This window comes from Mesorhizobium opportunistum WSM2075 (genome assembly GCF_000176035.2).
GTDB lineage: Bacteria > Pseudomonadota > Alphaproteobacteria > Rhizobiales > Rhizobiaceae > Mesorhizobium > Mesorhizobium opportunistum.
The window spans coordinates 3,301,486-3,313,742 of sequence record NC_015675.1 but is presented as its reverse complement, the minus strand read 5'-3'; the positions used below and the strand labels follow the sequence as shown (position 1 = coordinate 3,313,742).

General features: G+C 63.7%; 14 protein-coding genes. 7 read left to right on the top strand and 7 right to left on the bottom strand.

All coding sequences use genetic code 11. The features are described from left to right. Window positions 1-239: 239 nt before the first annotated feature. Entirely contained in the window at window positions 240-680 is a 441-nt protein-coding gene (locus MESOP_RS15925) for a lipid-binding SYLF domain-containing protein (protein WP_013894346.1), read from the top strand. 4 nt (window positions 681-684) lie between these two features. On the opposite strand, the gene MESOP_RS15920 is transcribed toward MESOP_RS15925, so the two are convergent. After that, window positions 685-2,307, bottom strand: coding sequence for an ABC-F family ATP-binding cassette domain-containing protein (locus tag MESOP_RS15920; protein WP_041164151.1), 1,623 nt, complete (start codon window positions 2,305-2,307; stop codon window positions 685-687). A 256-nt stretch (window positions 2,308-2,563) separates the two neighbouring features. Between MESOP_RS15920 and MESOP_RS15915 the strand changes: the two genes are divergently transcribed. Further along, window positions 2,564-2,875 carry a hypothetical protein gene (locus tag MESOP_RS15915; protein ID WP_041164720.1) on the top strand — a complete coding sequence of 104 codons (312 nt, stop codon included), beginning with the start codon at window positions 2,564-2,566 and terminating at the stop codon, window positions 2,873-2,875. An 83-nt stretch (window positions 2,876-2,958) separates the two neighbouring features. Here MESOP_RS15915 and MESOP_RS15910 read toward each other — a convergent pair whose 3' ends face one another. After that, window positions 2,959-4,050 (bottom strand): transporter substrate-binding domain-containing protein, encoded by a 1,092-nt coding sequence (locus MESOP_RS15910; protein WP_013894343.1) that lies wholly within the window; start codon window positions 4,048-4,050, stop codon window positions 2,959-2,961. A gap of 285 nt (window positions 4,051-4,335) precedes the next feature. After that, a complete protein-coding gene (locus MESOP_RS15905; protein ID WP_013894342.1) occupies window positions 4,336-4,935 on the bottom strand; it encodes a YdeI/OmpD-associated family protein in 600 nt (199 codons plus the stop codon). Window positions 4,936-5,131: 196 nt separating this feature from the next. Here MESOP_RS15905 and MESOP_RS15900 point away from each other — a divergent pair, with 196 nt between their 5' ends. The 4 genes from MESOP_RS15900 to MESOP_RS15885 all read left to right on the top strand — a co-directional run bounded on the left by MESOP_RS15900 (window position 5,132) and on the right by MESOP_RS15885 (window position 7,842). After that, the gene (locus MESOP_RS15900) at window positions 5,132-5,476 is read left to right on the top strand and encodes a VOC family protein (RefSeq protein ID WP_013894341.1); all 345 of its coding nucleotides are present in this window, start codon (window positions 5,132-5,134) and stop codon (window positions 5,474-5,476) included. Between the two features lie 96 nt (window positions 5,477-5,572). Further along, window positions 5,573-6,178: a hypothetical protein gene (locus tag MESOP_RS15895; protein ID WP_013894340.1), complete on the top strand. Its 606-nt coding sequence runs from the start codon at window positions 5,573-5,575 to the stop codon at window positions 6,176-6,178. A 115-nt stretch (window positions 6,179-6,293) separates the two neighbouring features. Further along, window positions 6,294-6,905 (top strand): FG-GAP repeat protein, encoded by a 612-nt coding sequence (locus MESOP_RS15890; protein ID WP_013894339.1) that lies wholly within the window; start codon window positions 6,294-6,296, stop codon window positions 6,903-6,905. Window positions 6,906-7,113: 208 nt separating this feature from the next. Beyond that, window positions 7,114-7,842 carry an SDR family oxidoreductase gene (locus MESOP_RS15885; RefSeq protein ID WP_013894338.1) on the top strand — a complete coding sequence of 243 codons (729 nt, stop codon included), beginning with the start codon at window positions 7,114-7,116 and terminating at the stop codon, window positions 7,840-7,842. A gap of 12 nt (window positions 7,843-7,854) precedes the next feature. On the opposite strand, the gene MESOP_RS15880 is transcribed toward MESOP_RS15885, so the two are convergent. After that, window positions 7,855-8,814: a LysR family transcriptional regulator gene (locus MESOP_RS15880; RefSeq protein WP_013894337.1), complete on the bottom strand. Its 960-nt coding sequence runs from the start codon at window positions 8,812-8,814 to the stop codon at window positions 7,855-7,857. Window positions 8,815-8,836: 22 nt separating this feature from the next. Continuing rightward, a complete protein-coding gene (locus MESOP_RS15875; protein ID WP_013894336.1) occupies window positions 8,837-9,742 on the bottom strand; it encodes a S1C family serine protease in 906 nt (301 codons plus the stop codon). Window positions 9,743-10,152: 410 nt separating this feature from the next. On the opposite strand from MESOP_RS15875, the gene yghU reads away from it, so the two are divergent. Beyond that, window positions 10,153-11,019 (top strand): glutathione-dependent disulfide-bond oxidoreductase, encoded by an 867-nt coding sequence (yghU, locus tag MESOP_RS15870; RefSeq protein ID WP_013894335.1) that lies wholly within the window; start codon window positions 10,153-10,155, stop codon window positions 11,017-11,019. A gap of 116 nt (window positions 11,020-11,135) precedes the next feature. On the opposite strand, the gene MESOP_RS15865 is transcribed toward yghU, so the two are convergent. Together MESOP_RS15865 and MESOP_RS15860 are read right to left on the bottom strand one after the other, a co-directional pair. Then, window positions 11,136-11,438, bottom strand: coding sequence for a DUF1236 domain-containing protein (locus MESOP_RS15865; RefSeq protein WP_013894334.1), 303 nt, complete (start codon window positions 11,436-11,438; stop codon window positions 11,136-11,138). A 596-nt stretch (window positions 11,439-12,034) separates the two neighbouring features. Further along, complete coding sequence (locus tag MESOP_RS15860; protein WP_023767209.1) at window positions 12,035-12,253, bottom strand: exopolysaccharide production repressor protein; 219 nt, start codon at window positions 12,251-12,253, stop codon at window positions 12,035-12,037. Window positions 12,254-12,257: the final 4 nt, after the last annotated feature.

Genomic DNA, 12,257 nt, shown 5'->3' with positions numbered 1-12,257 from the left:
TCATCCCAAATTCCGCACGGTCGTGCCTGGCTGGCGCCTCCGCCTTGCCAATCACGTATACGCGATGTCCCGCCCTGGCGCTTGCCATAGACCTCGCTTCGTGTCGATCTTCTCGCAGCCAGATTCAAGCCATGTGCTTGGAACCAAATGACGGGCGAGACTGTTCAGTTGTAACTTTGATATGACGCTGACAGCCCCGCCGGTTGGGCCAAGCGGCGGCCTTCTGAGGAGCTTTCATCATGAACATTTCGTCCGGATTGCGTTCCATCGCGGTTGCCGCCATCGCCACCGCGGGCATCAGCTTTGCCAGTGCCGCGCATGCCGACAGCGGCACGATCCGCTTCGCCGTCTACAAAGCCGCCTTCTTCATCGGCGGCTCTGGCGGCGAAGGCACGTTGACCTTCCATGGCAAAAGCTATCCCATCTCGGTCGGCGCCGTCTCGGGCGGCCTCGCCTTCGGCGTTTCCAAGACCTATTTCCGAGGCACCGTGCGCCATATCCGGCGCGCCCGGGATGTGACCGGGGTCTATGGTGCGGCGGGCGGTGGCGGCGCGATCGGCAAAGGCGCCCAGGTGATCGTCATGACCAATGACAAGGGCGCCCAGCTCGAACTCACAGGCAGGCAGGTGGGCATGCAGGTCAACGCCGATCTCAGCGGCATGAGCATCTCGCTGAAGTAGCGGCCTACCCCCTCAGCCCGGGCGCCTCCTGCCCCGTGCGCTCGACATATTCGGTGTAGCCGCCACCATAGGTGTGGATGCCCTCGGGCGTCAGCTCCAGCACCCGGTTGGACAGGGCGGCTAGAAAATGCCGGTCGTGCGAAACGAACAGCATGGTGCCTTCATACTGCGACAGCGCCTCGATCAGCATCTGCTTGGTGGTGATGTCGAGGTGGTTGGTCGGTTCGTCCAGCACCAGGAGGTTGGGCGGATCGAACAGCATCAGCGCCATCACCAGCCGCGCCTTCTCGCCGCCTGACAGCACCCGGCACTTCTTCTCGATCTCGTCGCCGGAAAAGCCGAAGCAGCCGGCGAGCGCGCGGAGCGGCGCCTGGCCGGCCTGCGGGAAATTGTCTTCCAGCGTCTGAAACACGGTGCGCTCGCCTTCGAGCAGCTCCATGGCGTGCTGCGCGAAATAACCCATTTTCACGCTAGGCCCCCGCGCCACCGTGCCCGTGTCGGGATCCGAAGCGCCCGCCACCAGCTTCAGCAGCGTCGACTTGCCGGCGCCATTGACGCCCATGATGCACCAGCGCTCGCGGCGGCGGACCTGGAAGTCCAGCCCGTCATAGATGGTACGACTGCCATACGCCTTGTGCACGTTCTTCAAGGTCACGACGTCCTCGCCGCAGCGCGGCGCCGGCTGGAACTCGAAATTCACGATCTGGCGGCGCTTGGGCGGCTCGACGCGGTCGATCTTGTCGAGTTTCTTCACCCGGCTCTGCACCTGTGCGGCATGGGAAGCGCGCGCCTTGAAGCGTTCGATGAAGGCGATCTCCTTGGCCAGCATCGCCTGCTGGCGCTCGAACTGCGCCTGCTGCTGCTTGTCGGCGATGGCACGCTGCTGCTGGTAGAACTCATAGTTTCCCGAATAAGCGGTCAGCGAACCGGCATCGATCTCGACGATCTTGTTGACGATGCGGTTCATGAACTCGCGGTCGTGCGAGGTCATCAGCAGCGCGCCGTCGTACCCCTTCAGGAACTGCTCCAGCCAGATCAGGCTTTCCAGGTCGAGATGGTTCGACGGCTCGTCAAGCAGCATGACGTCGGGCCGCATCAACAGGATACGCGCCAGCGCGACGCGCATCTTCCAGCCGCCGGACAGCTTGCCGACATCGCCGTCCATCATCTCCTGGGAAAAGCCGAGGCCGTCGAGCACCTCACGCGCCCGGCCGTCGAGCGCATAGCCGTCGAGCTCCTCGAAGCGATGCTGCGCCTCTCCGTACTTCTCGATGATCTCGTCCATCCGGTCGGCCTGGTCGGGATCGGCCATGGCAGCCTCGAGTTCCGCCATTTCGGCCGCCACGTCGCTCACCGGCCCGGCGCCGTTCATCACCTCGGCGACAGCACTATGGCCCGCCATGTCGCCGACATCCTGGCTGAAATAGCCGATGGTGACGCCGCGATCGACCTGCACCTGGCCCTCGTCCGGCTGCTCCTGGCTGGTGATCATGCGAAACAGCGTCGTCTTGCCGGCGCCATTGGGCCCGACAAGACCGATCTTCTCGCCCTTCTGCAGGGAGGCCGACGCCTCGATGAAGACAAGCTGACGGCCATTCTGCTTGCTGATGCTTTCAAGTCTGATCATGCGGGTTTCCGGACTGTGCCTGCGCTGAAAGGATTTGCCCGGCGCCTTACGCGAAGGATAGCGGCAAAGGAAGAGGCAGAAGCGCCGCATACAGCCGATCTCCCCCACAAGGGGGGAGATCGGCGGCTTCACGCCAGAAACACTCCAGAAACAAGATTCAACACACCGGAAAAACTGGCGAAAAGATCGTCTGCGATAACCATCCCGTGGCAGCCGGACAGCGGCCGCCACTCGGCGCAATGAGATGATCCCGAAAATGCAACGACGTTCAACCAGATGGATGGTTGCCCTCGCGGGCGTTTCGCTCACCATGCTTGTGGTCGCACAGTCGGGTGCGGAAGCGGCGGTGACCCGGAGCGAATATTGCAGCCGGCTCGGTCTTCAACTCGACAGCGCCATCCAGACCCAAGCCGAACCCGGCGCCAATGCCAGTGAGATCGCCGAGGCAACGGCGCTCCAGGACAAGGCGAACCGGTTCTGCGCCGAGCGCAAGCAGGCGCAAGGCATCCGGGCCTACGCCAACGCCCTGAAACTTCTGGGCGTGACACCGGTCGACCTCAACCAGTGACAGCACTCCCGGGAAAAGGCCGCAACGCGCAGAACGCGAGGGCGGCTTTTTCTTGGGCAATGCCCGGTGTCGGTTCCTCCCGGCTATTTCTCGCCCAGATACTGGAAGACGGCCTGCTTCCACCAGTCGCTCTCCATGGTCTGCAGCAGGGTGACATCGAGAGGCTTGCGCAATTTGCTGCCGAGCGGCAGCGCGATGGCATATTGCTGCTGGTCGAAGGTTGCGTCGAGAACCTGCAGGCTCGTCGCGTAATTCTGCCCGACCAGCCAACCAAGCAGCGGCTTGTCGTGGACCAGCGCATCGACCTTGCCGGCGCGCAGCGCGTCGAGCCCTTGCTGGATGGTGGCGAAGTCCTGATGGCGGATCTGCGTCGAATCCAGGTAGGACGCTGTCGAGGAGTTCTGCACGGCGCCGACCCTGACGGCGGCGAGGTCGCTTTCGCCCTGCACCATCCCTTCCATCTGCGTCACCGTCAGCACCGACGTGACGCCAGCGGTGAACACCGCGATCACGATGATCGATCCCATCATCCAGAGTGCGGCCAGCACGCGCCCCGGCACGGTTCGCGGGCCGAAGTCGCCGGTGCTGGCCTGCGTCGCGGCGATGGTCGACCACCACATGCTGGAAAACAGGCCCTTTGCGACGCCACCGCCGAAATCATCATTGTGGCGGCGCTCGAACATCCAGATCAGCACGCCGACCACGACGGAGATGACGATCAGCGCCAGCACCGCCTGCAGGAAGCCGAACGAGGTCAGCGCGCGCATCACCGGCCGCCATGAAGGCTGGTTATTGAGCGGCGTCGCGATGCCGAGCCCGGTCGTGAAAAAGGGCTGCGTGAAATCGACCGCCTTTTCGCGGTCGGCCGTGACCGTGATCGCCGCCATCGCCGCATCGAACTTGCCGCTGACGACGCCATCGATCTGATCCTGCACGGTCGGCACTTCGACATAGCGGAAACGAAGCTTGAGCCGCCCGGCTATTTTCTGCCAGAGGTCGATGCTCAATCCGGACCAGGTGCCGTCCTGTAGCTTGAAGGCGAAGGGCGGCGCGGCCTTTATCCCAATCGATATCTCTTTCGTCGACAGGTCGGCGGGCAAGGACAGGTCGGGGGACGTCTGGGCGGCGGCCCCGGTTCCGGCACACGCGACAATGGCCGTGAGAAACAATGCCATCGTCCACGAAGCAACTCTTCTCAACGGCAACGACTCCCAGCAACCGCCGCGCGATCGGCGCGGCGCTGGAAAAGGTAACGGCCACGCCGCCCTTCGTCCACCGGCCATGTCGGTATCACCAGTCGGCGATGTGCAATGGCCTGTCAGCGATCCGGGGGCCTGACAGCGATCCGGGCAAAAACAGGCAGTTAGGGCGGTTTCGCGATTCAAATGGTGAACCGCCCCCCCACAAAGCCGGGCCGCATCGGTACCACCGGCTTTGCCCGCATCCGGATGCCTGAACGCCTATTTCTTGCCCTGCGGATGGATCGTCTCGCCGCGCTTCAGCATCGCGACGAAGGTCTCGATCTTCTTTTTGCGGCCAGCCTCGGTCTTCATGTTGTGGGTGCGGAAGGCGAGCGCGAAGCGGTTCTGCGCGCTGAGTTTTTCCAGCATCGCCTTCGCGGCCGGCTCGGCGTCGATCGCCGCCCGCAGATCGTCGGGGATCTTCATCTCCCGGCTGCCGCCATAGGCCCGCGCCCAGCGCCCATCGGCCTTGGCTGCCTCGACCTGTTTCAGCCCATGCTCTGTCATGCGGCCCTCTTCGATGAGCCGTGCGACATTGTCGATGTTGATCTTGCTCCAGATGCTCTTCCTGCCACGCGGCGTATAGCGCTGCAGGAAGCTTTTCTCATCCAGCCCCTTGCGCACCGCGTCGATCCAGCCGAAGCACAGCACGACATCGATGGCTTCCTTCGGCGTGATCGACTTCAGCCCCGAACCCACCTTGTGCACCTTGATCCACACTTCGGTTTCCGTGGCATGGTGCTGGCCGAGCCAGGCGTAGAAGCTGGCCGCGTCGGGGAACTCCCGGACCTTGTCGGGATCGATCTTGACCGGCGCCATCAGCGGGCCTGTCCGTTCAATGCAATTGTCGCTTGTGCCACCATGTCGCCTGCCACCATCGTCCCCTTATCGGCCAGCATCATGGCATAACCCACGGCCAGTTTTCGTCAGCAGCCGACGCACCGGCGCCAGTCAGCGGAACGCACCACCCATCGCCGCGTTCCGGCATCAGTGCAACCGCCGGATGGAGGTTCCGATGGCGATCCAGACGATTTTCGCCCATGTCAGCTGCTCCGATCTCGAAGCCAGCATCGGCTGGTACGAAAAACTCTTCGGCAAGGCGCCGCAGCGCCGGCCGATGCCTGGGCTGGCCGAGTGGCAGTTCAGCGACAGCGCCGAGGTGCAGCTCTTCGAGGACAAGGACAAGGCCGACACCTCGACGCTGACGCTTGGCGTGCTGCCGCTGGCGCCCGAACGGCTGAGGCTGGTGGATGCGGGCCTCGAACCCGGTCCTATCGAGAAAGCCGACCATTTCTGGATCATGCGCATGCGCGACCCCGACGGGAACCTGATGGTGTTTGCCAGCGCGGAACGCGACTAGCACACTTGCCATCCTTCCAGGGGAAAGGGGGCGCTGGCGCCTCCTCGCGCTGTGCTGTACCAAAGCGGGTATCACTGTCGGGGAACGCGCCATGAAATGTCTGCTCCTCGCTTTTGTCCTCGCGCTCCCCGCAACTGCCCTCCCGAACCGATCGAAACCCAAAAAATCATCACCGCGGCCACCGGCGACTGGAACGGCGACGGCGCCATCGACCTGGCGATGATCGTCGAGACGGAACCCGGCGCAGCCATGGACATGCATTTTTTCCTCAGGGACAAGGAACACAATTTTCTCAAACCTGCCGGCATCGTGCAGGAGCAGATGTATGGCGAATGGAACGGCTACGACCGGCCAGGCTATGAGGCGTCCTACATCGAGCCGGAGCTGACCGCGCTGCCAAACGGCTCGATCAAGCTCGACATACCGGGGATACCGTCCAACGGCGCGCGGACCGACCAGACGCTGACGATCGCCTGGCGCAACAATGGCTTCGTCGTCGCCGGCTTTGCCTATGACTATCATGACTACATGAAGGACAATGTCGCCAGCGACTGCGACTACAATCTGCTGACCGGCAAGGGCAAAAGCAGCAAGATGCAGCCGGATGGCACCCGTATGCACAGGACCGTGGCGGTGGAAGGAAAGGTCGTGCCGTTCGCCGAGTGGGATAGCGGGGCCAGCTTTACCGATTGCGGAGAATGAGCGGCCTTGCGCTTCGTTGCGCAAGGCAACGCATGACCGCCGCCCTGCTGTAAATTCCCGCAAGACCTGCCATGGTCCTCTTGGACGCGTCTCCCTCCCACCCTCGGAACACGCCATGCGATCCCTGCTCTTCGCTCTTGCTTTCCTGCTCCCCATTACGGCGCTGGCCGAACCGATCGAAACCCAGAAGATCATCACCGCGCTGACCGGTGACTTCAACGGCGACGGTGCGCCGGACCTTGCCGTGGTGATCGAGACCGAGCCCTCCGATCCGATGGACATCCATTTCTTCCTCAGGGACAAAGAGCACAATTACCTCAAGCCGGTCGAAACCGTGCACGAACAGATCGGTGGCGAGTGGAACGGTTACGACCGGCCGGGCTACGAGAACTCCGACACCGAGCCGGAACTGACGATGCTGCCCAACGGCTCGATCAAATTCTATCTGCCGGCACCGCCAATCGGCAGCGAACGCACCAACCAGACGCTGACCATCGCCTACCGCAACGGCACCTTCATCGTTGCCGGCTTCGCCTATGATTCGCAGGACTACCTCAAGGAGAATGTCGCCAGCGCCTGTGACTACAATGTGCTGACCGGCAAGGGCATCAGCTCGAAGCAGCAGCCGGACGGCAGCACGAAGCACAAGACCGTGTCGGCCGAAGGCCGGATCGTCGCCTTCAAGGACTGGAATTCGGGCGACGCCTTCACCGCTTGCGAGGAATAAGTAGCGCCCTGCCCCCGGCCGGCGTCAGACCGGCGGCGGTGCTGCCGGTGTTCGTCGTCTGGGACAGCCCGCTGGTGCGCTGAACGAGACCGCTGCGCGGCTCGCACTATCGGCATCTCCGATAACACCATCGGTTTCTTCCGTTTCCCCTTGGCGCCCTGACCTGCCAATCCCCTGCCCTTGTTCCTCCAAGCAAAGGCAGAGCGAAATGAGCATTCCGAGCCAGAAAATCCTGATCGTCGGCGGCGGCTCCGGCATGGGCCTGGCACTGGCCAGGCGTTGTGTCGAGCGCCAGGTTGAAGTCATCATAGCCGGGCGTAGCGAGACCAGGCTGCAACAGGCGCGCGAGGCGCTGGGCAATCCTGACAAACTGGATGTGGCCGTCGTCGACCTCACGCGGGAGGACCAGGTCGCGGCGCTGTTCGCGCGCGTCGGCGGGCTCGACCACATCGTCAGCACCGCCGCCGACATCGAAGGCGCCTACCGTCTGCTGCCGGAGCTTGACCTAGAGGCGGCGCAACGCGTGGTCGAAAGCAAGCTCTTCGGCCCGCTGCTGCTGGCCAAGCATGGTGCGCCACAACTTACACCTGCCGGCTCGATGACCTTCGTTTCCGGCATCGCCGCCTACCGCCCGGCCGCGCGTGGCTCGGTCGTCGCCGCCGTCAATGCGGCGCTCGAAGGGCTGGTGCGGGCGCTGGCGGTGGAGCTCGCGCCCATCCGCGTCAACGCCGTGTCGCCCGGCTGGGTCGACACCACGATCTGGACGCAGGTCGCCGGCGACAGGAAGGCCGAAATGCTTGGTGCGATGGCCGAGCGGCTGCCCGTCGGGCGGATCGGCCAACCCGAAGACATCGCCGATGCCATCGCCTTCCTGATCGGCAACGGCTTCACGACGGGAACGACGCTGCATGTCGAGGGCGGGCATCGGCTGGCCTAGCATGGCCCGACATCAGGAACTGTTTGCAAACAAGGCATTGGAGCGTTTCGTCGATTCAGCTCCTGAACGCTCAGTTGGCACAAGCGTATCGCGAGCGGCGGCAAGCAATTGCCGGAGCGCCGGCGGCTGGACGCGCCGGCGTCGCCAGATCATCGTCAGCGGCGCCGCCCGCGCCGAACCGGGCCATGGCAGTTCGACGATGTCGCCACGCGCGATCGCATCGCTGACGGCAATGCGTGGAACGAGGCCGAAACCCGCGCCGGCGGCCACCAGCCGCGCAATGACGCCGATGCTGCCGACTTCGGCGGCAATTGCTGGCGCATCGACACCCGCCTCGACAAAGGCAGTGTCGACCATGTGCCGGTAGATGCATCCGGGCTCGGTCGCCACGAACCGCAGTTTGGCGAGCGCGGCAATGTCGCCTGGGGCGGTGCCCTGCCCCGGAGCCGCGACCAGTGCCAGCGGTTCGGCCATTATCGTGCGCCTGGCGAAACGCTGATCGGAAGTGTCCTTCGCGAAATGGCGAGGCTCGAAGCAGAAGACGACATCGATATCGCCGTCCTCCAGCTGGCGCAGCAGCGCGCCGCTGCCTGCCACCTTCATCCGGACAATGATGCCGGGGTGGTGGGCCTGGAACCCGGGCAGCCACGGCGCCAGCCGAGCCGAGGCGATCGTCTCCAGCGCACCGACGGTCACCTGCCCGCTCGTCTGCCCGGCAGCCGCCTGCACAGCCGCACGCGCCTCTGCGTCGAGCCGCAACAGCTCTTCGGCGACGGGCTTCAACGCCAGTCCCGCCGGGGTCAGCTCCAGGCCGGCCTTCGAACGCGTGAACAAGGCAGCGCCAAGCTCGGCCTCGAGCGACTGGACCTGGTCGCTGACGCTCGACTGCGCGAGATGGACGGCCTCCGCGGCGCGCGTGACGTTGCGGCTGCGCGCCACGGCGAGAAAGGTCTTGAGCAGTCTTGGATGCATCGCCTGGCCGAAATGGTAAGGCCTACTGCAGCTGCGGCTTTTTCAGGAAACTGCCACGGTCGGCGGATTTGACGCGCAGCCAGGTCTCGCGGCCGTCGCGCACCACCCGCATCGGGATCTCGGCGCCCGCCGAGCCGCTCTCCCACAGCTTGCGATAGAAATCGGCGAGCCCATCGACCGCGCCGTCGCGAACCTCGGAAATGACGTCGCCCTCGCGCAGGCCGGCCTTGGCGGCCGGGCCACCTTCGGTCACGCTCATCACCACCACCTGGCCGTCGCTTTCGGCCGACAGGGCGCCAAGCCAGGGCCGCGGCGGCTTGGCCACCTGGCCGCGCGTCAAGAGATCGTCGAGGATCGGCGGCAAAAGATCGATCGGCACGATCATGTTTATATCGGCGACCTCGCCGGCGCGGCTCATCTGCAGGCGCAACGAGCCGATGCCGAGTAGCGCGCCATCGGCTCCGAACAGCGGCGCACCGCCCCAGGACGGATGCGCGGGCGCGATGAAGATCGCCTCGTCGAGCAGATACTCCCAATAGCCGGCGAATTCCTGCTTGGTGACGATCCTGGCCTCGACGGCTCGGCCGATGCCGTCGGCAAGCACGACCGCGTCGCCGATCCTGGCCTTGCCGGCGTCGCCCAGCGCCACCGCCGGCAGGCCGGTCGGCGCCAGCGCCTGGACCAGGCCGAAGCCCGATTCCTGGTCGTATGCCAGCGCATGCGCGGGGACGACACGGCCGTCATGCGTGGTCAGCCAGACCTCCTCGGCCTCGGTGATGAGATAGCCGATGGTCAGCACCAGCCCATCGTCGCGGATGACGACGCCGCTGCCTTCCCGGAGCGTGCCCAGCGCGCCCGCCGTGAAGGCGTCTTCCGGAACGGTGGCGCGCACGGCAACGACGGAGCGCGGATTGGGATTGGCGGTCATGATTTTGTCCTGCGATGCGAATGCCCTGGCGGCTTGTTCTATAGGTATGCCTTGGAGGGGATGGTGCAAGGGGTGAGAAGCGGTCCGCGCAGCGGACAAAAAGCCAATTGCCTGGCTTTTCGAGCTTCGAATGGTGAAGATCCGGTTCGCCTTCGGGCGGATCAAAGGTCCAGTGGACCGTTTGAAGGGGCTGAACACCTGAAGAGCGGGGAGCCCGGATCAAAAGGCCCACTGGACCTTTTGAAGGGGCTGAATACCTGAAGAGCGGGCCTCCGGGGAGAAGGAAGGAGCCGGCGCTCTATATTGACAATAGTTCAACGCAAGTTGAACTTCCCGCTCCGCAGCCCTAGCTGTAGGTGGATCCGCCCCCGATCCCGTTCTGTCTCCCCCATCACGCCACGAGGCCCGACATGACCGACTATACCCCGCCGAAAGTATGGACCTGGAACAAGCCGAGTGGCGGCGCCTTCGCCAGCATCAACCGGCCGATCGCCGGGCCGACGCATGACAAAGAGCTGCCCTTCGGCAAGCACCCGCTGCAGCTTTATTCGCTGGCGACGCCGAACGGCGTCAAGGTGACGGTCATGCTGGAGGAGCTTCTGGCGCGCGGCCACGAAGGCGCCGAATACGATGCATGGCTGATCCGCATCAACGATGGCGACCAGTTCGGCAGCGGTTTCGTCGAGGTCAACCCCAACTCCAAAATCCCGGCCTTGATGGATCGCAGCGGCGCCACGCCGATGCGCGTCTTCGAATCCGGTTCGATCCTCGTCTATCTCGCCGAAAAGTTCGGCGAATTCCTGCCCACCGAACAGCCGGCGCGGGCGGAGGTGCTGTCCTGGCTGTTCTGGCAGATGGGCTCGGCGCCGTATCTGGGCGGCGGCTTCGGCCATTTCTACGCCTATGCGCCGGAAAAATTCGAATACGCCATCGACCGTTTCTCGATGGAGGTGAAGCGCCAGATGGACGTGCTCGACCGCCGGCTGGCCGAAACGGAGTATCTCGGCGGCAAGGATTACTCGATCGCCGACATGGCGGTTTGGCCCTGGTATGGCGGGCTGGCGCTTGGCCGCATGTACAACGATTCCGCCGAATTCCTCTCGGTGCACGAATACAAGCACGTGCAGCGCTGGGCGAAGGTGATCGACGAGCGGCCAGCGGTCAGGCGCGGCCGCATGGTCAACCGCGCCTTCGGCGAACCGGCTCTGCAGTTGCACGAGCGCCATGACGCCAGCGATTTCGACACGAAGACGCAGGACAAGCTCGCCGCCGAATAGGCGGCAAGGCCCGCTTCAAAAGAAAGCCCGCCACGAAGCCGCGGCGGGCTTTTCCCAAGAGTTGGGCCGGTATCAGTTAGTCGGTGTCGCACCCTCTTTCATGGCCAGGCCACGGATCAGTGCAGCACTTCGACGATTTCGCGCGTGTCGGGGTCGACCAGGACGGTCTGGTCGTTGATCACGGCGACGCGGTACCTGACGTTGGGTACCTCGCGCAATTCAACCCTGTCCGGCACAGGCGAGCCGAGCTTGAGCTCGACGCCCAAAAGGTTCACCGACGCCAGCGGCTCCTTCTTCACGTATTCGCGGACGACTGTCTCATCCTGTGGCTGCACGACGACGGTTTCCGCCAAGGCCGTGCCAATACCACCCATCAGGACGATCGCGGCAGCCGCACTCGTAGCAAGATAGTGTTTCATAACAAACCTCCATGGTTGGATATGTCAAACCCGCCCTGCAGGAAAACTCCGCCACCGTCGCGAGGTTCCATCTCGATTTTTGGAATAAATGCGCCATTCAGGCAAACTGATGAGAATTTCCGCCGTTGACAACATTGTGATTATATATGGATCACGCAGACAAAACCTCAGAGGTTATTTTCAGAGATTACATTTTTAGTGAAAAATATAAGCGAAAAATACTTTCACCGTGAAGCGCGCCGGGCCGTACTTCTTCACGGAGTGAATTCGATCTGGTCTGCCTATTGCCTTAGCTACAGCTAACGTGGAGCGCGCCGCGTCGTTCCCACCCCTTCGCCGCACCCGAAAAAGGCCCGCCCTGCCGGGAGCAGGACGAGCCTTTAACGGCGCCGGCGGAGGTGGCAGCCTCACCGGTCACATCAGGGAAACGCCGGCTCTGGCACCTTGGTTCCAGCAATCGGACGGCGTGGCTGACGTTTGCCGTTCTCGCGCTGATGGCGCCCTTTGCCGGCTGCCTGGCGCACGCGCGAATAGATGGCCGGTAGCGAAAAGCACTCCTGATCCACCCGGACATCATCGATCCCGGATGTCGGCCTTCAGAACCAGACACCATCCCGATGCAGCGGCGGAACAACGTTCACGGTATCCTCGCTTGTCGCGGCATGATGCGCGCGCCTGTAGATCAGCCGCACGACGAGCATGAAGTATCCAACCTGCAGGACAAGCAATGTCACGACCGTCCAGGCGAGCGCCTCCCAGAAAGAACCGGTGGCTAGATAGGTCCAGACCGCGATAACGACGGTCGTGACTGACATCCCT